The organism is Nocardioides palaemonis (assembly GCF_018275325.1).
Lineage (GTDB): Bacteria > Actinomycetota > Actinomycetes > Propionibacteriales > Nocardioidaceae > Nocardioides > Nocardioides palaemonis.
The window spans coordinates 1,815,623-1,840,861 of the sequence record NZ_JAGVQR010000001.1; the positions used below are offsets into that span (position 1 = coordinate 1,815,623).

29 protein-coding genes, 1 tRNA gene and 1 riboswitch are annotated in these 25,239 nt (G+C 73.2%); of the genes, 21 read left to right on the plus strand and 9 right to left on the minus strand.

Going from position 1 to position 25,239, the window contains the following annotated elements; all coding sequences use genetic code 11:
* Positions 1-76: 76 nt before the first annotated feature.
* Positions 77-1,654 (plus strand): amino acid permease, encoded by a 1,578-nt coding sequence (locus tag KDN32_RS08955; protein WP_211731654.1) that lies wholly within the window; start codon positions 77-79, stop codon positions 1,652-1,654.
* Positions 1,655-1,709: 55 nt separating this feature from the next.
* Here the strand turns inward: KDN32_RS08955 and KDN32_RS08960 are convergent, their stop codons facing one another.
* The 3 genes from KDN32_RS08960 to KDN32_RS08970 form a co-directional block, all read right to left on the minus strand.
* Entirely contained in the window at positions 1,710-2,234 is a 525-nt protein-coding gene (locus KDN32_RS08960) for a hypothetical protein (RefSeq protein WP_211731655.1), read from the minus strand.
* An 81-nt stretch (positions 2,235-2,315) separates the two neighbouring features.
* Positions 2,316-2,756, minus strand: coding sequence for a hypothetical protein (locus KDN32_RS08965; RefSeq protein ID WP_211731656.1), 441 nt, complete (start codon positions 2,754-2,756; stop codon positions 2,316-2,318).
* Positions 2,757-2,888: 132 nt separating this feature from the next.
* A tRNA-Leu gene (locus KDN32_RS08970) sits at positions 2,889-2,974 on the minus strand.
* An 80-nt stretch (positions 2,975-3,054) separates the two neighbouring features.
* On the opposite strand from KDN32_RS08970, the gene KDN32_RS08975 reads away from it, so the two are divergent.
* The 6 genes from KDN32_RS08975 (at position 3,055) to ribH (ending at position 8,866) form a co-directional block, all read left to right on the plus strand.
* Positions 3,055-4,386 (plus strand): M20/M25/M40 family metallo-hydrolase, encoded by a 1,332-nt coding sequence (locus tag KDN32_RS08975; RefSeq protein ID WP_211731657.1) that lies wholly within the window; start codon positions 3,055-3,057, stop codon positions 4,384-4,386.
* A gap of 139 nt (positions 4,387-4,525) precedes the next feature.
* A riboswitch (FMN riboswitch) is annotated at positions 4,526-4,678 on the plus strand.
* 84 nt (positions 4,679-4,762) lie between these two features.
* Positions 4,763-5,797 carry a bifunctional diaminohydroxyphosphoribosylaminopyrimidine deaminase/5-amino-6-(5-phosphoribosylamino)uracil reductase RibD gene (ribD, locus tag KDN32_RS08980; protein ID WP_249216393.1) on the plus strand — a complete coding sequence of 345 codons (1,035 nt, stop codon included), beginning with the start codon at positions 4,763-4,765 and terminating at the stop codon, positions 5,795-5,797.
* The gene (locus tag KDN32_RS08985; RefSeq protein ID WP_211731658.1) at positions 5,798-6,430 is read left to right on the plus strand and encodes a riboflavin synthase; all 633 of its coding nucleotides are present in this window, start codon (positions 5,798-5,800) and stop codon (positions 6,428-6,430) included.
* Positions 6,427-7,128, plus strand: coding sequence for a nicotinamide riboside transporter PnuC (gene pnuC / locus KDN32_RS08990; protein WP_211731659.1), 702 nt, complete (start codon positions 6,427-6,429; stop codon positions 7,126-7,128). The genes KDN32_RS08985 and pnuC overlap by 4 nt, the downstream gene beginning before the upstream one ends.
* Complete coding sequence (locus tag KDN32_RS08995; RefSeq protein ID WP_211731660.1) at positions 7,125-8,390, plus strand: bifunctional 3,4-dihydroxy-2-butanone-4-phosphate synthase/GTP cyclohydrolase II; 1,266 nt, start codon at positions 7,125-7,127, stop codon at positions 8,388-8,390. The genes pnuC and KDN32_RS08995 overlap by 4 nt, the downstream gene beginning before the upstream one ends.
* Complete coding sequence (gene ribH, locus KDN32_RS09000; RefSeq protein WP_211731661.1) at positions 8,387-8,866, plus strand: 6,7-dimethyl-8-ribityllumazine synthase; 480 nt, start codon at positions 8,387-8,389, stop codon at positions 8,864-8,866. The genes KDN32_RS08995 and ribH overlap by 4 nt, the downstream gene beginning before the upstream one ends.
* A gap of 26 nt (positions 8,867-8,892) precedes the next feature.
* On the opposite strand, the gene KDN32_RS09005 is transcribed toward ribH, so the two are convergent.
* Positions 8,893-9,150: a DUF3072 domain-containing protein gene (locus tag KDN32_RS09005; protein ID WP_211731662.1), complete on the minus strand. Its 258-nt coding sequence runs from the start codon at positions 9,148-9,150 to the stop codon at positions 8,893-8,895.
* Positions 9,151-9,255: 105 nt separating this feature from the next.
* Between KDN32_RS09005 and KDN32_RS09010 the strand changes: the two genes are divergently transcribed.
* From KDN32_RS09010 to KDN32_RS09020, 3 genes are read left to right on the plus strand one after another with little or no spacing between them, the layout of a single operon-like run.
* Complete coding sequence (locus KDN32_RS09010; protein WP_211731663.1) at positions 9,256-9,519, plus strand: phosphoribosyl-ATP diphosphatase; 264 nt, start codon at positions 9,256-9,258, stop codon at positions 9,517-9,519.
* A 7-nt stretch (positions 9,520-9,526) separates the two neighbouring features.
* Positions 9,527-10,372 (plus strand): ATP phosphoribosyltransferase, encoded by an 846-nt coding sequence (gene hisG, locus KDN32_RS09015; protein ID WP_211731664.1) that lies wholly within the window; start codon positions 9,527-9,529, stop codon positions 10,370-10,372.
* Positions 10,356-10,835: a PH domain-containing protein gene (locus KDN32_RS09020; RefSeq protein WP_211731665.1), complete on the plus strand. Its 480-nt coding sequence runs from the start codon at positions 10,356-10,358 to the stop codon at positions 10,833-10,835. The genes hisG and KDN32_RS09020 overlap by 17 nt, the downstream gene beginning before the upstream one ends.
* Positions 10,836-10,855: 20 nt before the next feature.
* Here KDN32_RS09020 and KDN32_RS09025 read toward each other — a convergent pair whose 3' ends face one another.
* Positions 10,856-11,773: an aldose 1-epimerase family protein gene (locus tag KDN32_RS09025; RefSeq protein ID WP_211731666.1), complete on the minus strand. Its 918-nt coding sequence runs from the start codon at positions 11,771-11,773 to the stop codon at positions 10,856-10,858.
* A gap of 31 nt (positions 11,774-11,804) precedes the next feature.
* Here KDN32_RS09025 and KDN32_RS09030 point away from each other — a divergent pair, with 31 nt between their 5' ends.
* Positions 11,805-12,767 (plus strand): GNAT family N-acetyltransferase, encoded by a 963-nt coding sequence (locus tag KDN32_RS09030; protein WP_211731667.1) that lies wholly within the window; start codon positions 11,805-11,807, stop codon positions 12,765-12,767.
* Here KDN32_RS09030 and KDN32_RS09035 read toward each other — a convergent pair.
* From KDN32_RS09035 to KDN32_RS22335, 3 genes are read right to left on the minus strand one after another with little or no spacing between them, the layout of a single operon-like run.
* A complete protein-coding gene (locus tag KDN32_RS09035; protein WP_307853871.1) occupies positions 12,737-13,327 on the minus strand; it encodes a uridine kinase family protein in 591 nt (196 codons plus the stop codon). The genes KDN32_RS09030 and KDN32_RS09035 overlap by 31 nt on opposite strands.
* Positions 13,317-14,534: an amino acid deaminase/aldolase gene (locus tag KDN32_RS09040; protein ID WP_307853872.1), complete on the minus strand. Its 1,218-nt coding sequence runs from the start codon at positions 14,532-14,534 to the stop codon at positions 13,317-13,319. The genes KDN32_RS09035 and KDN32_RS09040 overlap by 11 nt, the downstream gene beginning before the upstream one ends.
* A complete protein-coding gene (locus KDN32_RS22335; RefSeq protein WP_249216394.1) occupies positions 14,531-14,989 on the minus strand; it encodes a hypothetical protein in 459 nt (152 codons plus the stop codon). Before KDN32_RS22335 ends, KDN32_RS09040 begins: the two co-directional genes overlap by 4 nt.
* Positions 14,990-15,036: 47 nt before the next feature.
* On the opposite strand from KDN32_RS22335, the gene KDN32_RS09045 reads away from it, so the two are divergent.
* From KDN32_RS09045 to KDN32_RS09065, 5 genes are all read left to right on the plus strand, one after another.
* Positions 15,037-15,573: an SseB family protein gene (locus KDN32_RS09045; RefSeq protein WP_211731669.1), complete on the plus strand. Its 537-nt coding sequence runs from the start codon at positions 15,037-15,039 to the stop codon at positions 15,571-15,573.
* A 333-nt stretch (positions 15,574-15,906) separates the two neighbouring features.
* Positions 15,907-16,572, plus strand: coding sequence for a translation initiation factor IF-3 (gene infC, locus KDN32_RS09050; RefSeq protein WP_307854001.1), 666 nt, complete (start codon positions 15,907-15,909; stop codon positions 16,570-16,572).
* A gap of 111 nt (positions 16,573-16,683) precedes the next feature.
* Positions 16,684-16,896, plus strand: coding sequence for a large ribosomal subunit protein bL35 (locus KDN32_RS09055; protein WP_211731670.1), 213 nt, complete (start codon positions 16,684-16,686; stop codon positions 16,894-16,896).
* Between the two features lie 74 nt (positions 16,897-16,970).
* Positions 16,971-17,357, plus strand: coding sequence for a 50S ribosomal protein L20 (gene rplT, locus KDN32_RS09060; RefSeq protein WP_201935762.1), 387 nt, complete (start codon positions 16,971-16,973; stop codon positions 17,355-17,357).
* A 5-nt stretch (positions 17,358-17,362) separates the two neighbouring features.
* Positions 17,363-18,142 carry a TrmH family RNA methyltransferase gene (locus tag KDN32_RS09065; protein ID WP_211731671.1) on the plus strand — a complete coding sequence of 260 codons (780 nt, stop codon included), beginning with the start codon at positions 17,363-17,365 and terminating at the stop codon, positions 18,140-18,142.
* A 6-nt stretch (positions 18,143-18,148) separates the two neighbouring features.
* Here KDN32_RS09065 and KDN32_RS09070 read toward each other — a convergent pair whose 3' ends face one another.
* Entirely contained in the window at positions 18,149-19,123 is a 975-nt protein-coding gene (locus tag KDN32_RS09070) for a helix-turn-helix transcriptional regulator (protein ID WP_211731672.1), read from the minus strand.
* A gap of 90 nt (positions 19,124-19,213) precedes the next feature.
* Here KDN32_RS09070 and KDN32_RS09075 point away from each other — a divergent pair, with 90 nt between their 5' ends.
* The 5 genes from KDN32_RS09075 (at position 19,214) to KDN32_RS09095 (ending at position 25,196) form a co-directional block, all read left to right on the plus strand.
* The gene (locus tag KDN32_RS09075; protein WP_211731673.1) at positions 19,214-20,329 is read left to right on the plus strand and encodes an epoxide hydrolase family protein; all 1,116 of its coding nucleotides are present in this window, start codon (positions 19,214-19,216) and stop codon (positions 20,327-20,329) included.
* A 74-nt stretch (positions 20,330-20,403) separates the two neighbouring features.
* A complete protein-coding gene (locus KDN32_RS09080; RefSeq protein ID WP_211731674.1) occupies positions 20,404-20,667 on the plus strand; it encodes a DUF4031 domain-containing protein in 264 nt (87 codons plus the stop codon).
* 10 nt (positions 20,668-20,677) lie between these two features.
* On the plus strand, positions 20,678-21,754 hold the full coding sequence (locus tag KDN32_RS09085) for a sensor histidine kinase (protein WP_307853874.1): 1,077 nt from the start codon (positions 20,678-20,680) through the stop codon (positions 21,752-21,754).
* A gap of 83 nt (positions 21,755-21,837) precedes the next feature.
* Positions 21,838-22,536: a response regulator transcription factor gene (locus KDN32_RS09090; RefSeq protein WP_211731675.1), complete on the plus strand. Its 699-nt coding sequence runs from the start codon at positions 21,838-21,840 to the stop codon at positions 22,534-22,536.
* Positions 22,533-25,196: a DUF4153 domain-containing protein gene (locus tag KDN32_RS09095; protein WP_211731676.1), complete on the plus strand. Its 2,664-nt coding sequence runs from the start codon at positions 22,533-22,535 to the stop codon at positions 25,194-25,196. Before KDN32_RS09090 ends, KDN32_RS09095 begins: the two co-directional genes overlap by 4 nt.
* Positions 25,197-25,239 lie beyond the last annotated feature (43 nt).

Sequence of the window (25,239 nt, forward strand, 5' to 3'; positions counted from 1 at the left end):
TCACAACGCGTCGGTCGCGGGTCTACGGTGCCGAGCACCCAACTGACGCTCGTCGAGCTCCGCGAGAGGTGTTGCCATGCCCCCCGAGTCCACGTCCCAGCCGTCGGCCCCGCACCTGTCCGAGGACGAGGAGCACCTGGCCAGGCTCGGCTACAAGCAGGAGCTGGCCCGGTCCTGGTCGGGCTTCTCCAACTTCGCGATCTCGTTCTCGATCATCTCGATCCTCGCCGGCTGCCTCACCACCTACGGTGCGGGCATCGCGAACGGCGGTCCGGTCTCGATCTCGTGGTCCTGGCCGATCATCTCGGTCTTCATCCTGATCATCGGCTTCACCATGTCCGAGCTGGTCTCGGCGATGCCGACCTCGGGCGGCATCTACTACTGGGCCTCCAAGCTCGGTGGTCCCGCCGCCGGGTTCTTCACCGGCTGGCTCAACCTGATCGGACTGATCGCGGTGACCGCCTCGGTGGCCTACGGCTGCGCGACGTTCTTCCACCTGACGTTCCTGGCCTGGGGCTGGCAGGACACGTTCTCGCTCAACGTCGTGTTCGTGTTCTTCCTCGTGATCCTGGCCTTCATCACGGTGGTCAACATCTTCTCCAGCCACCTGCTCGCCGTGATCAACAACATCTCGGTGTGGTGGCACGTCGCCGGTGCGGCGTTCCTGGTGCTGGTGCTCATCATCGTCCCCGACCAGCACCTGAGCGTGTCGCAGGTCTTCACCGACACCTACAACGGGTCCGGGTGGGCCGACGGGTCCACCAGCAGCCTGGTCTTCTTCTTCGCGATCATCCCGTTCGGCTTCATCCTGACCCAGTACACGATCACCGGCTTCGACGCCTCCGTGCACCTGTCCGAGGAGACCCAGGGCGCGGCGAGGACCGCCGCGAAGGCGATCTGGCAGTCGATCTTCTACTCCGCGGTCGGGGGCTACATCCTGCTGCTGGCGGTCACCTTCGCGATCCCGCAGGTCGACGGCGCCCCCGACTACGCCAGCATCCCGGCGGGCGGCGTGGCCTACGTCTTCGACACCGCGCTCGGCTCGACCTGGGGTGGTCTGCTGCTGTTCGTGTCGTCCGCGGCACAGCTGTTCTGCGCCACCGCCTGCCTGACGTCGACCTCGCGGATGATGTTCGCCTTCAGCCGCGACCGGGCCGTGCCGGGCTCGCGCATGTGGTCGAAGGTCAACGCGTCCCGCACGCCCGCCAACGCCGTCATCTTCGCGGCCGTCCTCGGCGCGCTCATCACGCTGCCGGCCCTCAAGTCGGTCAACGGCATCCCCACCGCCTTCTACGCCGTCACCTCGGTGTCGGTCATCGGCCTCTACTTCTCCTTCGCCATCCCGATCTTCCTGCGCTGGCGGGCCGGTGACTCCTTCGAGGTCGGCAGCTGGAACAACGGCGCGAAGTACAAGTGGATGAACCTCGTCGCCGTGATCGAGATCGTCGTCGTCGGCATCATGCTGATGCTGCCGACCTCGCCCTTCGGCGCGCCGTGGCGCGACGAGTTCGACTGGGCGGCGGTCAACTACGCCCCGATCATGGTGCTCGCCGTGCTGCTCTTCCTCGCCGTGTGGTGGACCACGTCGGCGAAGAAGTGGTTCACCGGTCCGGTCAAGACGATCGACGACGACGTGGTCAACGCCTTCGACTGACGTTGCCGGGGCCGGCTCGAGGCCGGCCCCGGCCCGTCGGTCCTCGGCTCGCCCGTCAGCGCGGGTAGGACACGACGGACTTGCCGTCGTAGCACGTCCGGTCGGGGACGATCGCTGCCGGGACGTCGAAGCGCTCCAGCACCCGACAGCCGTAGACCTCCTGGGTGCCGAGGCGTACCGGCGTGCGCCAGCGGCCGTCGGTGCGGACGGCGATCTGGACGTAGCCGCCGTCCGGGCACGGGGCGAAGTTGCCCATGTCGCTGATGAACGCGTACCCGTCGGAGCGCCACCGCTTGACGATCATCGTGGCGGCCGTGCGGCAGCGCTCGCGCGGGTCGTTCTGGTGCCACAGCCGGGTGAGCCGTCGCTCCACGAAGCGCTGGAACGCCGGGGACGTGTCGTCGATCCGGTCGAGGTGGTCGAGCGTCACCTCCGCACCGAAGTGCGGGTAGGTCACGGTCCGGACGGTGGCGCGGTCCACGGTCGGGGCCGCGTCGGCGGTGGCCGCCGGGACGAGGGCGACCGGGACGAGCGCGAGCGGGGCGAGGAGCGAGAGCAGGACGGTGGCGGTGCGGCGCATGGCGTCTCCCGAGGCGGTGCGGCCGCTGGTCGGCCACTCACAGGACTGGACGCGTCCGGTGCCTCGGGGGTTGCACGTGGGTCACGCCCGCCGGCGTCCGGGCGCGTCGGGGCCGGTCCGCACCCGCACGGACGCCACCCGCCACGCGACGGCGTACGCGAGCAGGGCGGCGACCCAGCCGGCTGTCATCACGCCGAGCGCGCCGTCACCGTGGCCGTCGCCGACGTAGGCGACGCCGCCGGCGACGGCCGCGGCGACGGCGAGCAGTCCGGCGAGCACCGCGCCCCGCAGGACGACCGGGCCCTCGGCTGCCGCGCGGGCGGCGAGGACGGCGGTGTCGACCAGCACCGCGACGCCGAGCAGTGCGTGCGCCAGCAGGCCGAGGTCGTGGAGGAGGAACGTCCAGCCGTCGGTCCCCGTTGCGCCGCGCGGGAAGGTCCCACCCGTGCCGGCCACGACGCCCACCAGCACCAGCAGCGCGACGACGCGCCGGGCGGCGGAGCGGACGCGCACATCGGTCATGCCTCGACCCTGCGACGTGCGGCACGCACGCGGCAGGGGAGGACGACCCGAGCCCACCGGGACCTTCGTGCCGGCGTGGGGAACGGGAGATGCGAAGAGCCCCAGGTCGGTGACCTGGGGCCCTTTGCTGTGTGTCCGAGGGGGGACTTGAACCCCCACGCCCTAATACGGGCACTAGCACCTCAAGCTAGCGCGTCTGCCAATTCCGCCACCCGGACGAGTGCTGGAGAAACATAGCAAAACCCCACCCGGGCAACGAATCGGGGTCGGTCCCCGACCGTGGGGCAGGATGGACGGCATGGACCAGGCCTCGAAGGACCCGTCGGACACCCGCTCGTACGACCCCGCCGCCGAGGTGGTCCGGCTGTGCCAGGACCTCATCGCGATCGACACCTCCAACTACGGCAGCGAGGACGGGCCGGGCGAGCGCAAGGCCGCCGAGCACGTCGCGACGCTGCTCGACGAGGTGGGCATCGAGAGCCAGGTCATCGAGGGCCGGCCCGGCCGCGCCAACGTCGTCGCCCGGTGGGGCGGGGGAGACGGTCGCGCGCCGCTGCTGCTGCACGGGCACCTGGACGTGGTGCCGGCCGAGGCCGACGACTGGCAGGTGCACCCGTTCTCCGGCGAGATCAAGGACGGCCAGGTGTGGGGCCGCGGCGCGGTCGACATGAAGGACTTCGACGCGATGCTGCTCAGCGTCGTGCGGGCCCGGGCGCAGGCGGGAGCCGCGCCCGACCGCGAGGTGGTGCTCTGCTTCACCGCCGACGAGGAGGCCGGCGGTCACCACGGTGCGGGCGTGCTCGTCGACGAGCACCCCGACCTGCTGGCCGACTGCACCGAGGCCGTCGGCGAGGTGGGCGGGTTCTCCGCCACCGTGCGCGGGCGTCGGGTCTACCTCATCGAGGCCGCGGAAAAGGGCATGGCGTGGATGCGGCTGACCGCCCGCGGTCGCGCGGGGCACGGCTCGATGATCAACGACGACAACGCCGTCACCCGGCTCGCCGGTGCGGTCGCGCGGATCGGCGCCCACGAGTGGCCGGTGCGCCTCACCCCGACCATGGAGGTGCTCCTCGCCACCGTCGGCGAGCTCGCCGGCACCGAGGCCACCCCGGAGAACGCCGAGGCGCTGGTGGAGGAGTTCGGCGACGCCGCGCGGATGCTCGGCGCGGTCATCCGCAACACCGCCAACCCCACGATGCTGGGCGCCGGCTACAAGACCAACGTCATCCCGACCGAGGCCCGGGCCACCGTGGACGGACGGTTCCTGCCCGGCTACGAGGACGAGTTCTTCGCGACCCTCCACGAGCTCGCCGGTGACGGCATCGAGTTCGAGTTCGAGTCGAAGCAGGACCCGTGGGAGACGCCCTACGACGGCGACCTGGTCACCGCGATGTCGCGCAGCCTGCTCGCCGAGGACCCCGACGCCCTGGTCGCTCCGTACCTGATGAGCGGCGGCACCGACGCCAAGCACTTCCGCAGGCTGGGCATGCGGTCCTACGGCTTCGCGCCGCTGCGGCTGCCCGCCGACCTGGACTTCACCGCGCTCTTCCACGGGGTCGACGAGCGGGTGCCGGTCGACGCCCTCGAGTTCGGTGCGCGCGTCTTCGACCGGTTCCTCGACCAGGTCTGACCTGCGCGCCACCCTCACTCCGACCCCGGGGCGGTGATCGCCACCGCCGGGCGGGGGCGCGGAAGATGTTGCGCACGTCACCGGCCGGCTCCGGGGAGGGAATGCCTGCGGCTGTGGCACAGTTGCCCCAAGCAAGAGCAAGCGTGCTCTGGGGGCGGTGGAACTCCGCACCGGCGGTGACTGGCCGAGGACTCCTCGACCGGAAGTCCGCGACCCGACCACAGCCAGTGGCCGGTTGACCAGGTGGGAATCCTGGACCGACGGTCAAAGTCCGGATGAGAAGCGCACGCACACGACCTGCACGACCACCGCCTGCCGGTGCGTGCCGCGTCGTCGAGGCCCCCCTGAGTCCGCGTCCACGGACCGGAGGCAGGACATGACGACGAACGAGGCCGAGCGCCGCGCGATGCGCCGCGCGCTCGAGCTGGCCGTCACGCCGGGCGTCCCGCTCGGTCCCAACCCGCGGGTGGGCTGCGTGGTCCTCGCCGCGGACGGCCGCACCATCGCCGAGGGCTTCCACCGGGGGGCCGGGACCCTCCACGCCGAGGCCGCCGCCCTCGCCGAGGCCGGTGAGGAGGCGCGCGGCTCGACGGTCGTCGTGACCCTGGAGCCGTGCAACCACACCGGTCGCACCGGTCCGTGCAGCGAGGCGCTGATCGCGGCCGGCGTGCGCCGCGTCGTCTTCGCCCAGCCCGACTCCAACCCGGTCGCCGTCGGCGGCGCCCGCCGGCTGCGCGAGGCCGGCGTCGAGGTCGTCGGCGCCGAGATGATCGAGGAGGCGCAGGCGATCAACCGCACGTGGACCTTCGCCATCGCGCGTCGCCGGCCGTTCGTGACCTGGAAGTTCGCCGCCACCCTCGACGGGCGCAGCGCCGCGGCCGACGGGACCAGCCGTTGGGTCTCGAGCCGGGCGGCCCGACGCGACACCCACCGGCTGCGCGGCCTGTGCGACACCATGCTCGTCGGCACGGGGACGGTGCTCGTCGACGACCCCGAGCTGACCGTCCGCGACGACGTCGACGAGCCGCTGCCGGTCCAGCCGCTGCGCGCGGTCATGGGGCTGCGCGACCTCCCGACCGACCGGCGGGTCCTCAACGACCGCGCCGAGACCGTCCACCTGCGCACCCACGACCCGCGCGAGGCGCTCCAGCAGCTCCACGACCTCGAGCGCCAGCACGTGTTCCTGGAGGGCGGGCCGACGCTGGCACGCGCCTTCCTCGACGCCGACCTCGTCGACGAGGTGGTCGCCTACGTCGCCCCGATGCTGCTCGGCTCCGGCGCCTCCGCGGTCGCCGACCTCGGCATCACCACCATGACCGACGCCCTGCACCTGCACGTCACCGACGTGACCGTGCTGCAGGGCCACGACGGCGAGGACACCAACGTGCGCCTCACCATGAGGAGGAAGTGAATGTTCACCGGGATCGTCGAGGAGCTCGGCACGGTCGCCGAGGTCGTCGACCAGGGTGACGCCATCAGGCTCACCATCGAGGCCGCGACCGTGCTCGAGGGCACCGGTCTCGGTGACTCGATCGCCGTCAACGGCTGCTGCCTGACCGTCTCCGCGCTCGGTGACGGGCGCTGGACCGCCGACCTCATGCAGGAGACGCTCGACAAGACCTCCCTGGCCGGCGTCGCGCCGGGGGACCGCGTCAACCTCGAGCGCGCGGTGACCGTCGACAAGCGGCTCGGCGGCCACATCGTCCAGGGCCACGTCGATGGCGTCGGCGAGGTGATCTCCCGGTCGCCGAGCGAGCACTGGGACGTCGTCGAGGTCTCGCTGCCGTCCCACCTCGCCCGCTACCTCGTCGACAAGGGCTCGATCACCGTCGACGGCGTCAGCCTCACGGTCGTGGAGGCCGGTGAGGACAGCTTCACCGTGAGCCTGATCCCGGAGACCCTCGCCCGTACGACCCTCGGCTCGCGCCGTCCCGGCGACCGGGTCAACCTCGAGGCCGACGTCATCGCCAAGCACGTCGAGAAGCTGCTCGGCTCCTATCCCACCGCGCAGTCCCTGCGCCCTGCGAACGACGAGGAAGAATGATGTCCCTGCTCGAGTGGCTGGTGCACGGCACCATCCCGGTCCCCGGCGGCGCCCTCGGCGTCCGCGAGGTGGTCGGCAACCTGTTCGGCCTCGCCAGCGCGATCCTCGGGATGCGCCGGCTCGTGTGGGCCTGGCCGATCGGCCTGGTCGGCAACGTCCTGCTCTTCACCGTCTTCGCCACCGGCGAGCTCTCCGGCCACATCGACGAGCCGCTGTGGGGCCAGGCCGGGCGCCAGGTGTTCTTCGCCGCGGTGTCGGTCTACGGCTGGTGGCGCTGGTCGCAGGTCCGCTCGCAGGGCGGGGCCTCGGACGGCGGTGCCATCGCACCGCGCTGGGCCACCGCGCGCGAGCGCGTCCAGCTGGTCGTCCTCGGCGTCGTGGGCTACGCCGTGGCGTACGTGCTGCTCACCCGCGTGCTCGGGTCGTGGGGCCCGACCACGGAGGCCTGGATCCTCGCGGGTTCCATGCTCGCGACCTACGGGATGGCGCGCGGCTGGGTGGAGTTCTGGCTGGTCTGGATCCTCGTCGACGTCGTCGGCGTGACCACGCTCATCCAGGCGGGCTACTACCCGACGGCCGGGATGTATCTCTTCTACGCCGTGTTCGTCGTGATCGGCTTCGTGGTCTGGCTGCGCGCCAGCCGCACGGTCGTGGACGCCACCGAGGCCCGGGAGACCGAGGAGGTGGCCCGCGCATGAGTGTCCGACTCGACAGCATCGACCGGGCGGTCGCGGACATCGCGGCCGGCAAGGCGGTGGTGGTCGTCGACGACGAGGACCGCGAGAACGAGGGCGACATCATCTTCGCCGCGGCGAAGGCGACGCCGGAGCTGATGGCGTTCACCATCCGCCACTCCAGCGGCGTGATCTGCGTGCCGATGCCGGGCGACATGCTCGAGCGCCTCGAGATCCCCCTGATGACCCCGCACAACAAGGACCGGCTGCGCACGGCGTACACGATCTCGGTCGACGCCCGCGACGGCGTCAGCACCGGGATCAGCGCCGCCGACCGCGCCCACACCGCGCGGGTGCTCGCCGACTCGGCGACCGAGCCGTGGGAGCTGACCCGACCGGGCCACGTCTTCCCGCTGCGCTACCGCGAGGGCGGCGTGCTGGTGCGGCGCGGCCACACCGAGGCGGCAGTCGACCTCGCGAAGCTGGCCGGCCTGACCCCCGCGGGCGTGCTGGTCGAGGTGGTCAACGACGACGGGACCATGAAGCGGGCGCCCGAGCTGCGGGAGTTCGCCGACGAGCACGGGCTCGCGATGATCTCGATCGAGGACCTCGTCCGCCACCGGCGGCGCCACGAGCGCCACGCGGTGCGGGTCGCGGAGACCCGGCTGCCCACGCGCCACGGCGACTTCACCGCCTACGGCTACCGCATCACCATCGACGGCAGCGAGCACGTCGCCCTCGTGCACGGCGACATCAGCGGCCCCGAGCCGGTCCTCACGCGGGTGCACAGCGAGTGCCTGACCGGCGACGTGTTCGGCAGCCGGCGCTGCGACTGCGGTCCGCAGCTCGACGAGGCGCTGGCCGCGGTCGTCGCTGAGGGCAGGGGAGTGGTGGTCTACCTCCGCGGCCACGAGGGCCGCGGCATCGGCCTGGTCGCCAAGCTGCAGGCCTACCAGCTCCAGGACGGCGGGCGCGACACCGTCGACGCCAACCTCGACCTCGGGCTGCCCGCCGACGCACGCCACTACGGCACCGCGACGCAGGTGCTGCGCGACCTGGGCGTGGAGTCGGTGCGGCTGATGACCAACAACCCCGACAAGACCGCGAGCCTCGAGGACTTCGGGGTGCACGTGGCCGAGCGGGTGCCGCTGACGCCGCACCCCAACGACCACAACCTCGCCTACCTGCTCACCAAGCGGGACCGCATGGGCCACGACCTGCCCGGCCTCGCCACCCCTGGGACCGCCCCCAGGACCGCCCCCGGACACGAAGGAGACGACGCATGAGCGGCGCCGGAGCACCGACCTCCCAGCCCTACGACGCCAGTGGGCTGAAGGTGGCCGTCGTGGCCGCCAGCTGGCACACCCAGGTCATGGACGGCCTGGTCGCCGGCGCCGAGCGCGCCCTCGCGGCCTACGGCGTGGCCGACGCGGTGGTGCTGCGGGTGCCGGGCACGTTCGAGCTGCCGGTCGTCGCGGCCACGCTCGCCCGTGAGGGCTACGACGCGATCGTCGCGCTGGGCGTGGTCATCCGTGGCGGCACCCCGCACTTCGACTACGTCTGCTCGGCGGCGACCGACGGCCTGACGCGCGTCGGCGTCGAGCACGCGGTCCCGGTCGGGTTCGGCGTGCTGACCTGCGACACCGAGGAGCAGGCGATCGACCGCGCGGGGCTGCCCGGCTCGTCGGAGGACAAGGGGTGGGAGGCGACGGCCGCCGCGCTCGACACGGCCCGCGTGCTGGCGGCGATGCGCGACCGCTGACGTCCGCCTCGGGGTGCCGGGCCGGATCAGCTCGTGCGGTCGCTCGCCGACTGCAACCGGTCGATGTGCTCGGACGCCTCGGCCTTGGTGAGGTCAGCGGGGAGCTCCTCGCCCGCCTCCCGGGCCAGCGTGTCGAGGTAGGAGCGCTGCGCGCCGGTCATCGGCTCGTCACCGGTGACCCACTCCTCGGGGTCCTTGCGCGTCGAGTCGCCCTGCGGACCGCCGAGGGTCTCCGGCTGCTGGCCACCGGCGGGGTCGTTCGAAGATGTGTTCGATGAGGTCATGACCCGACCGTAACCCCGGGCGCGGGCACCACCACCGCCTGAAGGGGTGGTCCGGCGCCGGACCCGCGGCGCGCCCGCCGCCGCCGCGCAACTAGGCTGGGGCCCGTGAAGACGTTCGAGGACCTGTGGGCCGAACTGTCCGCGAAGGCTGCCGAGCGACCCGAGGGGTCCGGCACCGTGAAGCAGCTCGACGCCGGTGTCCATGCCATCGGCAAGAAGCTGCTGGAGGAGGCCGCCGAGTCCTGGATGGCGGCCGAGCACGAGGGCAAGGACGCGACCGCGCTGGAGATCAGCCAGCTGCTCTACCACGCGCAGGTCCTCATGCTGGCCTCCGGCCTGACCCTCGACGACGTCTACGCCCACCTGTGAGCCGACCATGACCTTGCGCATCGCCGTCCCCAACAAGGGGTCCCTGTCCCAGTCCGCCACCGACATCCTGCGGGAGTCGGGCTACCGCCAGCGCTCCGACTCCAAGGAGCTCGCGCTCGTCGACGCCGAGAACGACGTCGAGTTCTTCTACCTCCGACCGCGCGACATCGCGCTCTACGTGGGTGAGGGCACCCTCGACGTCGGGATCACCGGGCGCGACCTGCTGCTCGACTCCGGCGCGAAGGCCGAGGAGGTGATGCCGCTCGGCTTCGGCCGCTCGCGCTTCCACTTCGCCGGTCCCGCCGGCCGCTACTCCTCGCTCGCCGACCTCCAGGGCCTGCGGGTCGCGACGTCGTACGTCGGCGTGGTGGAGGACTTCCTGTTCCGCCAGGGCATCGACGCGACCGTGACCCGCCTCGACGGCGCGGTCGAGACGAGCATCCAGCTCGGCGTCGCCGACGTGATCGCCGACGTCGTCGAGACCGGCTCGACCCTGCGGGCGGCCGGGCTCGCCACCTTCGGCGAGGTGATCCTCGAGTCCGAGGCCGTCCTCGTCACGCGCGGCGGCACCGTCCCCGACGACTTCGAGGTCTTCCGTCGCCGGCTCGAGGGCGTGCTCGTCGCACGCAGCTACGTGATGATGGACTACGACATCGAGGAGTCGAACCTCGACCGCGCCACCGAGCTCGCGCCCGGCCGCGAGGGCCCGACCATCTCCCCGCTCGGCAAGTCCGGGTGGGTCGCCGTGCGGGTGATGATCCCGCGCTCCGGCTCGCAGCGGCTGATGGACGACCTCTACTCCGCCGGCGCCCGCGCCATCCTGCTCACCGACATCCATGCCTGCCGACTCTGACGCCCGCGCCGGCCGTCCGCTCCCGGACCTGCCGCACACCTGGCGGCCCTTCGGGGTGCGGATCGCCGTGATCGGGTTCGGCGTGATGCTGCTCGTCGTCTGCACCGCCGCGTGGTACGGCTTCGACCCGTCGGTGCGCGAGCGGTTCAGCGGGCTCCAGCGGTTCACCGTGCTGGCGATGGGCGCGGCCCTCGGGACCTGCGGCTGGGCCCTGGGCCGGGCGCGCCTCACCGTCCGTCGCGACACCCTGACCGTGGTCAACGGCTTCCGCTCGCGGCGCCTCGAGCGTGCGCAGGTCGTCGACATCCACCTGCCCCCGGGCGCGCCGTGGGCCACCCTCGACCTCGCGGACGGCAGCACCCTCTCGGCGATGGCCTTCCAGGGCTCCGACGGCCGTCGCGCCCGTGACGGCGTGCGCCAGGTCCGGGCGCTGCTCGACCGCGACGCACCCTCCGGGGTCTGACCGGCCGGTCGGACTGCTCGTCAGTCCTCGGGCTGCAGGGCGTGGATGCCCCACGACACCGACAGCTCGTCGCCCGGGGTGCCCGCCGGCGCCAGCGTGACGAGGTCGGTGCCGGAGTTGAAGGCGTCGGCCGGCGCGGTCATCGGCTCGACCGCGATCCCGGGACGCGGCCCGTCGGCCGGCGGCGTGAACACCTGCAACCAGTGGTGGTGCTCGTCGAGCCACAGCACGACGCCGCGTGACGTCGCGGGGTCGCGGAGCGTCACCGTCGCCCGGCCGTCGACGTGCTCCACGTCGCCGAACGCGGTGTCGAGGCGCAGGTCGCCGATCCGCCGGCCGGCCGTGAAGTCGTGCTCGCCCGAGACGGGCTCGGTCCCGGTCGGGAGCAGCCGGTCGTCGACCAGCACGCGGGTCCGGGCCGGCAGGGTGAGCTCGAGGTCCTCGATCCCGTCGCCGACCCGGAGGTAGGGGTGGGCGCCGGAGGCGTACGGCGCCGGCTCGGGGGAGAGGTTGGTGGCGGTCTGGGTGACGACCAGGCCGTCGGCCGACAGGTCGTAGAGGACGTGCAGGTCGAGCGCCCACGGGTAGCCGCTCTGGGCGAGCACGCGGTGGACGAGCGACACCGTGGTGCCGGTGTGCTCCTCGACGGTCCACGACGCCCAGCGCGCCAGGCCGTGGGAGGCGTTGTGGTGACCGGGGTCGGTGAGCCCGAGCTGGTGCTCGCGACCGCCGAAGGAGTAGCGGCCGTCGCGGATCCGGTTCGGCCAGGGCATCAGCAGCTGGCCGCGGCAGCCGGTCGACATCTCGTCCTCGCCGAACCCGTCCACGAGGTCGCGCCCGTGGTGGGTGAGGGTGCGCAGCGCGGCGCCGCCCTCGGTGACGACGGCCGTGTAGCCCGCTGCCGCGATCTCGTACTGGTCTCCGCTCGGCCTCACCATGGCGACACCCTAGGGCGACTAGCCTGCCCGGGTGCACACCACCACGCGCCGGCTGCTCCCCGACGACGCCGCGACGACCGCCGCGCTGATGTCGCGGATCGAGGCCGACCACCCGACCGGCTTCTGCCTGTCGCCCGACGAGGTGGTCGAGGTGATGGAGCACCTGCCCGGGAGCGTCCTGCTCGGCGCCCACGACGGCGAGGAGCTCGTCGGCTACGCGGCGGTGCTGCCGGGGACGCCGCACGACACGGGCCAGCGGACGGTCCTCTACGGCGACGTCGACCCCGGCAGGCTCGGCGAGGGGATCGGCACCGACCTGCTCGCCGCGGCGCTCGACGTGGCGCGGTCGATCCACGCGGAGCAGGCGCCGCACCTGCCCGCGCGCTACGCCAGCCAGGCGCTCGCCGGTCGGGACGACCAGGCCGACCTGCTGCGCGCGGCCGGGATGGTGCCCGGCCGGCACGCCTTCCTCATGCGCGCCCCGCTCCAGGGTCCCGGCGCCGACCTGCCCGTGCCGTCCGACCTCGTCGTCGAGACGTTCGACCCGGCCGTCGCCGAGGAGCTCCGCGCGGCGCACAACGTGGCCTTCGCCGACTACCCGGACTGGAGCCCCGCCGACGCCGACTACTGGCAGGCGTTCATGGTGCGCGCGACCCACGCCCGCCACGACCTCTCCCTGGTCGCGCGGGACCCGGACGGACGGGTCGCGGGCTACGTCTTCGCCCACGAGTACGCCGTGCCGATGGCGCCCGGCCCGGGACGCGAGGCCTACGTGCCCTACGTCGGCACCGTCCCGGACCAGCGGGGGCGCGGTCTCGCGACGGCGCTGCTCGCCGCGGTCCTCGACCGGTGCCGGGCGGCCGGCTTCGACCGGGTGACCCTCAACGTCGACACCGCCAATCCCACCGGCGCCCTCGGGATCTACGAGCGGGCCGGGTTCGCGGAGGTCTACCGCCAGGACTTCTACAAGCTCGAGGAACCCGCGGCCGGCTGAGCCGATCCCTCGGTGTCGACCACGAGGTCGGCGTGCTCGCGCGTCGCGAGCTCTGCGAACAGCGCGTCCTCGTCGAGGCGCCACTGCTCCCAGTGGGCCCGCATCTGCTCGCCGTCGCGGGCGATGCCGCGTCGCAGCCGCAGGTCGGAGCCCGCCTCGACCCAGACCAGCACGCCCACGAGGTGGGCGATGGCGGGCGACCAGCAGCCCACGCCCTCGAGGACCAGCACGCCGCCCGGGCCGACGGGGTGCGTCTCGGCCCACCCGTCGGCCGCCCAGTCCCACCGGCGCCACTCGCTCTCGCGCCCGTCGGCCAGGGGGATGAGCAGCTGCTCGACGGTGGCGGCGAGGCCCGGGAGCCCGCGCCACCCCTGCAGCAGCTCGTCGCAGTGCACGAGGGTCGCGCCGGGGAGGGCGCGCGCCAGCGCGTCGGCGAGCGTCGTCTTCCCGGAGCCGGCGGGTCCGTCGACGCAGACCAGTCGGCCCGGCCCGAGGGTGGGCGGGCTGGCCAGCAGGCGCTCCGCGACGTCGGCGGCGACCCGGACGGGGTCAGAAGGCACGGTCGCACCCGCGGTAGGACGGGACCACCTCGGTGACGGACTCCCCGCGCACCAGGTGGACGTCGCGCACGTGCTCGAACAGCTCGCCGGACTTGGCGTGGCGGAACCACACCAGGTCGCCGATGGCGAGCAGCGCGGCCGGGTGGCCGGTCAGCGGCGTCTGCACCTCGCCGGCCCCCTCGAGGCCGGTCAGGTGGAGGCCCGGCGGCGCCCACGGCACGGGGGAGCGGTCGGCGCCGGTCGCACCGCTGGCGATGAGGCCGCCGCCGTGGACGGTCGCCATCTCCGGGGTCGGCTTCCGGGTGACCCGCAGGCCGAAGTACGCCGCGGGGCGCGGGTCGAAGGACGCGTAGTGGTCGAAGATGCCGGGGACGAGGAGGCCCGAGCCCGCGGCGATCTCGGTGACCGCACCGTCCGCGGCCGTCGCCTCGACCGACCCGGACCCGCCGCCGTTCCAGAACACGAGGTCGGCGAGCGCGGCGAGCGCGTCGGCGATCTCGCGCCGCCGCACCTCGAGCTGGGCCATCGAGGCCTGCTTCAGGCGCCGGACGAGCAGCGACCTGGTGCGCTGGTCGGGCACGTCGTCCTGGACACCCGCGACCTGGCCCTCGTAGGTCATCACCCCGACGAGGCGGAAGCCGTCGCGCTCGACGACCCGACGGGCGAGGGCGACCACGTCGGCGGTGTCGAAGAGCGGGGAGCGCTTCGGCCCGATGTGCTGGCCGCCGAGGCGCAGCCCGGCGTCGAGGTCGAGGGCGATCCGTACGGGCACGGCGCGCGAGGAGCGGGTGGCGTCGACCGCGTCGAGGTGCGCGACGTCGTCGATCATGAGCGTGATCGCCGCAGCGGCGGACGGGGAGGCGGTCAGGCGGGCGAGCGCGGCGGCGTCGACGCTGGGGTAGGCGACCACGATGTCGTCGCTGACGCCGGTCTCGTGCAGCCACAGGGCCTCGGCCACCGTGAAGGCGAGCACCCCCGAGAAGCCGTCGTGGGCCAGGGCGCGGGTGATGAGGGCCGGGACGCGCAGGGACTTGGACGCGACCCGGATCGGCTTGCCGCCGGCGCGGCGGACGAGGTCGGAGGCGTTGGCGTCGAAGGCGTCGAGGTCGACGACCGCGATCGGCGTCGGCGGTGGCTCGGGCAGGCTCGCCACGGCGGCGCCGAGACGCGACCACAGGCGGTTGCGCTCGACGTAGGCGTCGCTCACTCGATGCCCCGCTTGCGCAGCATCGCCTCGATGTCGGCGAGGTCGTCGTCGATGACGGGCTCGCCCTTCCGCGGGGTCGGCGCGGTCGGGAGCTCGCCACCGCCGCGGCGCTCCGTGCGCCCGCGGCGCTCCTTGCCCGCGGCCTGCCCGCGGGCGAGCTGGCGGTCGCGGATGAAGCCGCTGACGATGAGGAGCAGGACGGCGAGACCGGCCAGGCCCACCCCGGTCCAGGTCCGCACGTCGAAGACCAGGCCGGTCGCCCAGTCGGTGACGGCACTGCCGATCTCGACGACCGTCCGCAGAGTGCCTGTCAGCCACGCCGCTGCGGGCAGCAGGGTGAAGCCCAGCGCCCGCAGGCCGTTCGCGGCGCCGCGGCGCCGGAAGGCGATCCACGTCCAGATCGCGCCCGCCACGGTGAGCGCTGCGGTCAGTGCTGCCCAGGTCGTCTCCTCCACGGGCCCCACACTCCCACAGCGCACCACGCCTGCGGGACAATGACGGCGTGCACCACGACGACAGCGAGTCCCTCGTCCGGACCATCCCCGACCCCGGGTTCGCCGACGACACCGGGGCGGCCGACGAGCACCTCGCGGCCGTGCTGGCCGGTCACGCCTCGGGCGCGGCGTCGTCGGCCGAGGTGCTGGCGGTGCTCCAGGACGCACGCCTGCTGGTGCCGGTGGTGGCCGTGCTCGGCGAGGTGGAGGTCGACGAGCAGGGACTCGCGCACGACAAGTCCTCGGACATGGCGGCCGTCCTCGTGCGGGCGGCCGACGGCAGCACCGGCCTGCTCGCCTTCACCGCGACCGGGACGATGGCGCGGTGGGACCCGCAGGCCCGGCCGGTGCCGGTGAGCGCACGCACGGCCGCGACCGCGGCGGTGCAGGACGGCGCCGAGGCCCTGCTGGTCGACCTCGCCGGCCCCGCGACGTACGTCGTCGACGGCGACGACCTCACCCGGCTGGCCTCCGGCTGGCGGCTGGTCGCGCTGGGCGGGGAGGCCGGCGGCACCCACGGGTGGATTGGGCCCGCGGCGGAATGATCGGCTAGTCTTCGGTGTTGACCGATCAGTGACGTGACGGGACCACCCTCCCCGATCGCCGCCGATCCCGCCAAGCGGAGGCAGCAGCACCCGTCTCCCACCCGCACCGATCGCCCTGCACCACAGATCGTCGGGTCCAGGTCCCAGCTCCACCGAAGGCGCGACGCGCCCGCGGTGGTCGCCAGTTCCCGAGAGCTCGGGGACGGGTCGTGACTGGCTCCCGCTTGGCACACAGCGGGAGCCATTGTTCATTTCCGGGGCACACCAGTTCCGGGCGGGCAGGCGCTCCCACCCACCCGAACCACTGGAGGACCCATCAGCACCGAGCTGCGCATCAACGAGCGGATCCGCGTACCCGAGGTCCGGCTCGTCGGACCCAACGGTGAGACCGTTGGGATCGTGCCGACCGACCAGGCACTCAAGCTGGCCCAGGAGGCCGACCTCGACCTCGTCGAGATCGCTCCGCAGGGACGCCCCCCTGTCTGCAAGCTCATGGACTACGGCAAGTTCAAGTACGAGAACGCCCAGAAGGCCCGCGAGTCCCGCCGGAACCAGACGAACGTGATCATCAAGGAGATGAAGCTTCGTCCCAAGATCGACAAGCACGACTACGAGACCAAGAAGGGTCACGTCGTGCGGTTCCTCGGTGCCGGCGACAAGGTCAAGATCACGATCATGTTCCGCGGTCGTGAGCAGCACCGTCCCGAGCTCGGCTTCCGCCTGCTGCAGAAGCTGGCCGAGGACGTCCAGGAGCTCGGCTTCGTCGAGTCCTCGCCGAAGCAGGACGGCCGCAACATGACCATGGTCATCGGCCCGCACAAGAAGAAGGCCGACGCCAAGATCGACGCCGACGCCGCCCGCGCCTCCAAGGCGCAGGAGCGTGCGGACCGCAAGGCCGAGGAGGACGCCGAGCGCGAGGCCGCCCACGCGGCCGGCCCGGTGGCCCAGAAGAAGGAGCGTCGCCGCTCCGAGAACCTGGACCCCGACATCGACATCTGAGCGAAGCGACGAGGTCGATGGAGCACGTCGCGGCGAAGCCGTGACATCCAGACCCCCAGTTTTCCGCCGTCCCGGCCACGAGCCGGGGCTGCACCGAAGAGGAGAGAACACATGCCGAAGAACAAGACCCACTCGGGCGCCAAGAAGCGCTTCAAGGTGACCGGCTCGGGCAAGATCCAGCGCCTGCAGGCCGGCCGCAAGTCCGGCGCTGCGTTCGCCTCGGCGCCCACCACGGGCAGCCGCAAGAAGCACCGCCGCAACGCCGGCGTCGTCGAGCTCGAGAAGGCCGACGTCGCCCGCGCCAAGAAGATGCTCGGCATCTGAGGCACGCCACCGCACATCCCCTGGTGGCCCAGCCGCCGTCCATCTGATCTTCATCCGCACCAAGGAGTAACCCCATGGCACGCGTCAAGCGCGCAGTGAACGCCCAGAAGAAGCGTCGTACCACCCTCGACCGCGCGAGCGGCTACCGCGGCCAGCGCTCGCGGCTCTACCGCAAGGCCAAGGAGCAGGTCACCCACTCGCTGGTCTACAGCTACAACGACCGCCGCAAGAACAAGGGCAACTTCCGCAAGCTCTGGATCCAGCGCATCAACGCTGCGGCCCGCGCCAACGGCATGACCTACAACCGCTTCATCCAGGGCCTCGGCCTGGCCGGCATCGAGGTCGACCGCAAGATCCTCGCCGAGCTCGCCGTCAACGACGCGCCGGCCTTCGCCGCGCTCGTCGAGGCCGCCAAGGCCGCGCTGCCCGAGGACGTCAACGCGCCCAAGGTCTCCGCCTGAGCCACATGAGCACCCCTCTGACCGTCGGCAACAGCCGCGTCAAGGAGGCTCGCAAGTTGAGCCGCCGCTCGGTACGCACCGAGCGGCGGCTCTTCCTCGCTGACGGCCCGAAGGCCGTCGAGGGCGCGCTCTCCGTCGCCGGCTGCGTGGTCGAGGTCTTCGCCACGCCGTCGGCCCTCGAGCAGCACGCCGAGCTGCTGGCGGACGCCGACGTCACGCTCGTCGACGACCGGGCGCTGGCCTCGCTGTCGGACTCGGTGTCCCCGGCCGGCGTGGTCGCCGTGTGCCGTCCGGTCGACGCGCCGCTGGCGCACGTCGTGGCCGCGGCACCCCGGCTGCTCGCGATCTGCGCCGACGTCCGCGACCCCGGCAACGCCGGGACCGTGATCCGCACGGCCGACGCGGCCGGCGCTGACGGTGTCGTGCTGGCCGGGCAGTCGGTCGACGCCTACAACGCCAAGACCGTCCGCGCGACGGTCGGCAGCCTGTTCCACCTCCCGCTGGCGATCGACCCCGACCCGGCCGCCGCCGTGCGCGCCGCCCAGGAGCGCGGGCTCACCGTCCTGGCGGCCGACGGTGCGGGCGAGGTCGACCTGTTCGACGCCGACCTCACCGGACCCACGGCCTGGCTCTTCGGCAACGAGGCGTGGGGGCTGCCGGACGAGCTCGCCGCCCTGGCCGACCACCGGGTCGCGATCCCGATCCTGGGGCGGGCCGAGAGCCTCAACCTTTCCACGGCCGCTGCCGTGTGCCTCTACGCCAGCGCGCGGGCCCAGCGGGTCTGACCCGCGTCAGTCCGGCGGGAGCGCGCGGGCGTAGCGCGTCGCCAGGGCGGCCACGTGGTCGACCAGCGCCGGTGGCGAGTCGACGTGGAAGTCGAGGCCGAGCAGCCCGATGTAGACCGCCACCATCTCGACGCTGTCGGCGCCGGTGACGAGCACGCTGTGGTCCTCGTCCACGGTTTCGACGACCCCGACGGTGGGGTTGATCCGCCGCAGCACCTCCGCGGCAGGCGCGTCGACGGCGATCCGGCAGTGCACGTTCCATCCCGAGAACGCGACGTCGCGCAGCACGAAGGCCGCGTAGTCGCCGCCCTCGAGCGGTGCGGACGCGAACCGCCCCGCCCCCGGGGTGCGCACCTCGATCCGGTCGACCCGCAGGGCCCGCCACCGGCCGTCGGGCCGCACCCGCGCGACGACGTACCACCGCTGCTGCCAGCTCACCAGGCGGTAGGGGTCGGCCTCGAGGCGCTCCTCGACGTCGTGCGTCGGACGGTGGAAGAGCCGCAGGCCCTCGCGGTCGCGGACGGCGGCCGCGAGGTCGGCGAGCAGCCCGATGTCCACCGGTGGGGCGACGGCGTTGGTCGCGGTCTCGGCCGGGCCGACGTCGGTGCTCTCGGCGAGGGTCCGCACGCGGCGCCACAACCGGTCGGGAAGCACGTGCTGGAGCTTGGCGAGCGCCAGCGCGCCGGCCTCCTCGATGCCGCTCACCGCGGACACCGCGCCCAGTCCGACGGCGACGGCGACCGCCTCGTCGTCCTCGAGCAGCAGGGGAGGGAGCCGCCCGTGCTCGCCGAACCGGTAGCCGCCGGCCGCGCCGCGCACCGACTCGACCGGGTAGCCGAGCTCGCGCAGCCGCTGGACGTCCTTGCGCACCGTGCGCTCGCCGACCCCGAGCACTCCCGCCAGCTCGGGGCCGGTCGCGGTGACGCGGGCCTGGAGGTGGCCGAGCAGGGCGATCAGCCGGGACGAGGTCTGCAGCGACATCGGGGCCTCCCGCGGGCGTGCGGAGATCGTCGGGATCGGGGTGGACGAATCAGGGCCGAACCGAGCCGGATTCGTTCCTAGGTTACCGACATGAGCACTCACCAGACCACCAGCGACCTGACCTTCCGCCCCTTCACGATCTCGGTCCCGCAGGACGCGATCGACGACCTGCGCGCCCGGCTCGCCCGCACCCGGTACGCCGCGGAGCCGACCGACACCGCCGGCTCCGACGACTGGTCCGCCGGAGCACCCGTCTCCTACCTTCGCGAGATGGGCGACCACTGGCGGGGCGACTTCGACTGGCGCGCGCAGGAGGAGCGGATGAACGCCCTCCCGCAGCTCCTCACCGAGATCGACGGCCAGACCGTCCACGTCGTGCACGTCCGCTCGGCCAACGAGGACGCCACCCCGCTGCTGCTGCTCCACGCCTACCCGGGCTCCTTCGTCGACTTCCTCGACCTGGTCCCGCACCTGACCGCCGACTTCCACCTCGTCATCCCGTCGATCCCCGGCGTGGGCTTCAGCCAGCCCCTGACCGACGGCGGCTGGGACTCGCGGCGGACCGCCCGCGCCTGGGACCGGCTCATGCGTGGCCTCGGCTACGACTCCTACGGCGCGCACGGGTCCGACAACGGGGCCGTGGTGGCACGCGAGCTGGCGATCCTGGCACCCGAGGGGTTCCTCGGCGCACACGTCCTGCAGCTGTTCTCCTTCCCGTCGGGGGACCCGGCGGAGTTCGAGCAGATGTCGCCCGCCGACCACGCCGCCCTGGAGTTCGCGGGCTGGTTCCAGACGGTCAACGGCTACGCCACGATGAACGCGTCCCGGCCGCGGACGGTCGCCGCCGCGCTCAGCGACTCGCCGGTGGGCCAGCTGGCCTACAACGAGCTGTTCGAGAGCTTCGGCAACGGCACGTCGCGCGTCACCCGCGACCAGGTGCTGACCCAGGTGAGCCTCTACTGGTTCACCAACAGCAGCGGAGGAGCCGTCCAGACCTACCGCGCGGAGCAGGCCGTCGAGCCGCGGGTCAACGAGGGACGGATCGGGGTCGCGGTGTTCGCCGACGACTTCCGCTCGATGCGGCCCTTCGCCGAGCGCGACAACACCCGGATCGTGTCGTGGACCGAGCACCCGGTCGGCGGCCACTACGCGGCCATGGAGGTGCCGGCAGAGCTCGCCGGGGCGATCGGTGGGTTCTTCGGCTGACCGCGCGGACGGCGGCGCGCGGCCCACGGTCGTGCGCCGCCGCTGTGCGCCGACGTGCCCTAGGCTCGGCGGCGATGATCCTGATCGACCCGCCCGCCGTGCCGCGCTGGGACCGGCTGTGGTCGCACCTCGCCAGCGACACCTCCTACGACGAGGCGCACGCGTTCGCGGCCGCCCACGGCATCCCGGCGCGCGGGTGGGACGGCGACCACTACGACGTGCCCGCCGAGTTCTACGACGCGATGGTCGAGGCGGGTGCCGTCCCCGTGAGCTCCCGCGACCTGGTGGCCGCGCTGCGCGCCGCCGGGTTGCGGCGGCCGAAGCCGCTGCGAGGCTAGGGTGGCCGACGTGGCGGCGAGCAGCGGGCGGAAGGTGGACAGCGGCACCAGCCGGCTGCACTCGCTCGCGGACTTCTACCCCGACGGCATCCTCGGCGCCACGCGCGAGGGCGTGGTGACGCTGCTCAACGCACAGGCGGCCGCGCTGCTCGGCGTCCACCAGCAGGACGCCCTCGGCATGCCGCTCGACGACGTGCTGCGCCTGCTCGACCAGGACGGCCGCACGTGGCTCGCGGCCAACCGTCCCTTCGACAGCATCTCGATCGTGCGGGCGGTGCCGGAGCAGTCCTGGCTCAACGCCTCGGGCGAGGAGGTGCTGACCACCGCGACGCTGATCCGCGACGCGCCGCTCGGCCGGGTCGCGGGCATCGCGGTCGGGCTGCGCAGCGGCCGGGGCCGGGCGCTGCTCGACCGCGAGCGCTCCGACCTGGTCGCGACGGTCGCCCACGAGCTCCGCTCGCCACTGACCGGCGTCAAGGGATTCGTGCAGGCGCTGCTCAACCGGTGGGACAAGCTCAACGACGACCAGCGCAAGCTGATGCTCACCACCGTCAACGCCGACGCCGACCGGCTGGCCCGGCTGATCGCCGAGCTGCTCGACGTCGCGCGCATCGACACCGGTCGGCTGCAGCTCTACCCCCGCGACTGCTCCGCCGAGACGCTGGTGCAGCGCGTCGTCGGCTCGATCGAGGCCGGGACCGCGCGGTCGATCGTCCTCGAGGTGGAGGACGACCTGCCCGAGGTCTTCGCCGACCCCGACAAGTTCACCCAGGTCGTCACCAACCTCATCGAGAACGCGATCCGGCACGGCCAGGGACAGGTCAGCGTGCGGCTGGCGTCGTCGCCGGCCCTCGACGGCGTGCGGATCACGGTGGACGACGAGGGCGACGGCATCCCGGTCGAGCTGCGGCGGCGCGTGTTCACGAAGTTCTGGACGACCGGGGAGTCCGGCGGCAGCGGCCTCGGGATGTACATCATCGGCGGTCTCTCGCGCGCCCACGGCGGCCGGGTGATCATCGACGACGCCCCCGGTGGCGGCGCCCGCGTGATGGTCGACTGGCCGCGCGAGGACCTCCGCCCGGAGTGACCCGCAGCAGCGGCGACCGACCTCCACACAACCTTCACGAGTCGTCCGCCACTCCCGGTCCGTCCGGCTCCTAGGGTCGGGGCATGACCACACGCCGCGCCCTCGTCGTCGAGGACGAGCGCACCATCAACGACGCGCTCACCCAGCGGCTCCGGGCCGAGGGCTTCGAGGTCGAGCAGGCCTTCGACGGCCCGTCGGCCGTCGAGCTGGCCCGCGCGGGACGACCCGACGTCGTCCTCGTCGACGTGATGCTGCCCGGCCTCGACGGCCTGGAGGTGTGCCGCCGGATCCAGTCCGAGCGGCCCGTGCCGGTGCTGATGCTGACCGCGCGCGACGACGAGGCCGACGTCCTGGTGGGGCTGGGGGTCGGGGCCGACGACTACCTGACCAAGCCGTTCTCGATGCGCGAGGTGGTCGCGCGCGTGTCCGCGCTGCTGCGACGGGTCGAGCGGGCCGCCGACCTCGCCCGCGAACGACCGGTCGCGCTGACCGTCGGCGGGGTGGTCGTCGACCCCGGCGCGCGTCGTACGACGGTGGCGGGCGAGCCGGTCCACCTGACGCCCACGGAGTTCGACCTGCTGCACTGCCTCGCCCGCGAGGCCGGCCAGGTGCTCACCCGCGAGCGCCTGCTGCGCGAGGTCTGGGACTGGGGCGACGCGTGGGGCACGTCCAGCGCCACCCGGACCGTCGACAGCCACGTCAAGGCGCTGCGCAGCAAGGTCGGTGCCGACCGGATCCGCACCGTCCACGGGGTCGGGTACGCCCTCGAGGTGCTGCCGTGAGCGGCCCGCCGTCCCCGCCGGCCCCGCCGTCCCCACCGGCCGGCGGGCGCGCAGCGCTGGACGCGGTGTCCAGCATCAAGGTCAAGCTGGGGCTGCTGGTGGTCGCCTCCGTCGTGGTGGCAGTCCTGCTCACCCTGCTGGGCGCGGGCGCCGACGTCTCGCCGTGGCTGGTCCTGCCGGTGAGCGTCGCGCTGGCCCTCGGCGTCACCCAGCTGCTGGCGGCCGGCATGGTCGCGCCGCTGCGCCGGATGACCGAGGTGGCACGCGCCATGGCGCGCGGCGACTACACCGGCCGGGTCCGCACGACGGCCACCGACGAGGTCGGTCAGCTCGCGGCCGCCTTCAACACCATGGCCGAGGACCTGGCAGCCGTCGACCGCGAGCGACGCGACCTGATCGCCACCGTGTCCCACGAGCTGCGCACGCCCCTGACGGCGATGACGGCGCTGCTGGAGAACCTCGCCGACGAGGTCGTCCCGGCCGACCCGGAGCACCTCGGTGCCGCGCTGGCCGAGGCCGAGCGGCTGGGCCGGCTGGTCGACGACCTGCTCCGGCTCTCGCGGCTCGAGGCCGGCGTGGTCGACCTGGAGGCCGACGACGTCGACCTGCATCGGCTCGTCGAGGCCTGCGTGCGCGAGGTCGGATCGGCCGGCAGGCCGGGGGAGTTCGCCGTCGAGCTCCCGGCCGGCCTCACCGTCCCGGGCGACCCGGCCCGGTTGCGCCAGCTCCTCGTCAACGTGCTCGAGAACGCCGGCCGCCACGCGCCGCCCGGCACGGCCGTCACGGTGACCGCCGGAGCCGGCGACGACGGGTGGTGGCTCGAGGTCGTCGACCTCGGCGGAGGAGTCGCACCCGTGGATCGGGAGCGGGTCTTCGAGCGCTTCGGCACCGACGGGGCCGGCGGCACCGGGCTCGGCCTCGCCGTCGCGCGATGGGTCGCCCGGCTCCACGGCGGCACGCTGCGCTTCCTCGACCCGGTCGGTGGCAGCGGCGCCCGGCTGCGCCTCGACGTACCGCGGGTCCCGTCCCCCGCCCCCGTTGCCGCTCCTTCGCATCTCGACCACCCGACCGCCCCGGAGGCCACCATGACCACGACCGCACCCGTCCCGCCGCCTCCGTCACCGGCCTCCGCGGAGCACGTCCCGGCCGGCCTCGACGGCCTGTTCGGCCGCTTCTGGCCGGAGCCGGCCCTGCCGCCGGGCCTGCGTACCGTGCTGGCAGCGGCCGTCGCCGGCCTGGTCGCCGGGATCGCGCTGTCGTTCACCGCTCCCGGCATCACCTGGACCCTCGTGGCGGTGGTCTCCGGTGCCGCCGCGCTGGTCACGGCCCGCCGTCGGCGCGAGCCGTGGACCCTCGCGTGCGCCGGGCTGGCGCTCCTCCTCGTGCTGCCGATGACCCTGCTCGACGCGTGGTGGATCCAGATGCTCTGCCTCGTCGCCGCCGCGGCCGTCTTCCTGTGCGGCGTGACCGGCGCGCGGACCATGCCCGGCATCCTGCTGAGCGGCCTGTCGTGGCCCCTCGCGTCCCTGCGCGGCCTGCCCTGGTTCGGGCGCTCGCTGCGCCTGGCCGGCACCGGCGCCCGTACGCCCGCGGTCGTCCGCACCGCGGCCTGGTCGTTGCTCGGCCTCGGTGTGTTCGGCACGATCTTCGCGAGCGCCAACCCGGTGTTCGGCTCGTGGGTGGACCAGCTCGTGCCCAACCTGACCTTCAACGACCTCGTCGGGCGCGCGTTCCTCGCCTGCTTCGTCTTCGCCGTCACGCTCGGGGCGGCCTACCTCGCGCTCAACCCGTCGCAGGTGGAGGTGCTCGGTGGGCGTCGCCCGCAGGCCTTGGCGAACCGGTTCGAGTGGCTCGTGCCGGTGCTGGCCGTCGACCTCGTCTTCGTCGCCTTCGTCGCGGCCGAGGCGCGCGCCCTCGTCGGGGGCGAGGACTACGTCCGCGAGACGACGGGCCTGACCTACGCCGACTTCGTGCACCAGGGGTTCGGCCAGCTCACCCTGGCGACCGCGCTGACGGTGCTCGTCGTGTGGGTCGCCGCCCGGCGCGCCGGCGACGGCACCGACGACCGGCGCTGGCTGCTGGGCTCGCTCGGCCTCCTCTGCACCCTCACCCTGCTCGTCGTGGCGTCCGCGCTGCGCGGGATGGCGGTCTACCAGGACGCCTACGGCTTCACCACGCTGCGCCTCTTCGTCGACGTCTTCGAGGGCTGGCTCGGCTTCGTGGTCCTCGCGATCATGGTCGCCGGCGTGACCCGGCGCGGTCGCTGGCTGCCGAGGGTCGCGCTGGTCTCCGGCGCGCTCGCCCTGCTCGGCCTGGCGGCGGTCAACCCCGACGCGTGGGTGGCCGGGCAGAACCTCGACCGCTACGAGGCGACCGGCGACCTCGACCTGAACTACCTGCAGACGCTGTCGGCGGACGCCGCCCCCGTGGTCGTCGACCGGTTGCCCGAGGAGGTGTCGCGATGCGTCCTGCAGCTGCTGCCGCTGAACTCGCTCGACCCCGAGGTGCTGGGCGACGCGCGAGCGTGGAACCTCGGCCGCTCGCGCGCCCACGACGCGCTCCGGCGCATCGACGTCGCACCGATGCCGACGGCGTACGACGCCGCGACGGGCGGGCCCGCCGACGAATGCGCTGGCGTCTGGGCCGCCTTCGCGCAGTAGCATGACCGTCGTGGACACGAGCCTGCGATTTCTGCGCCCCGGA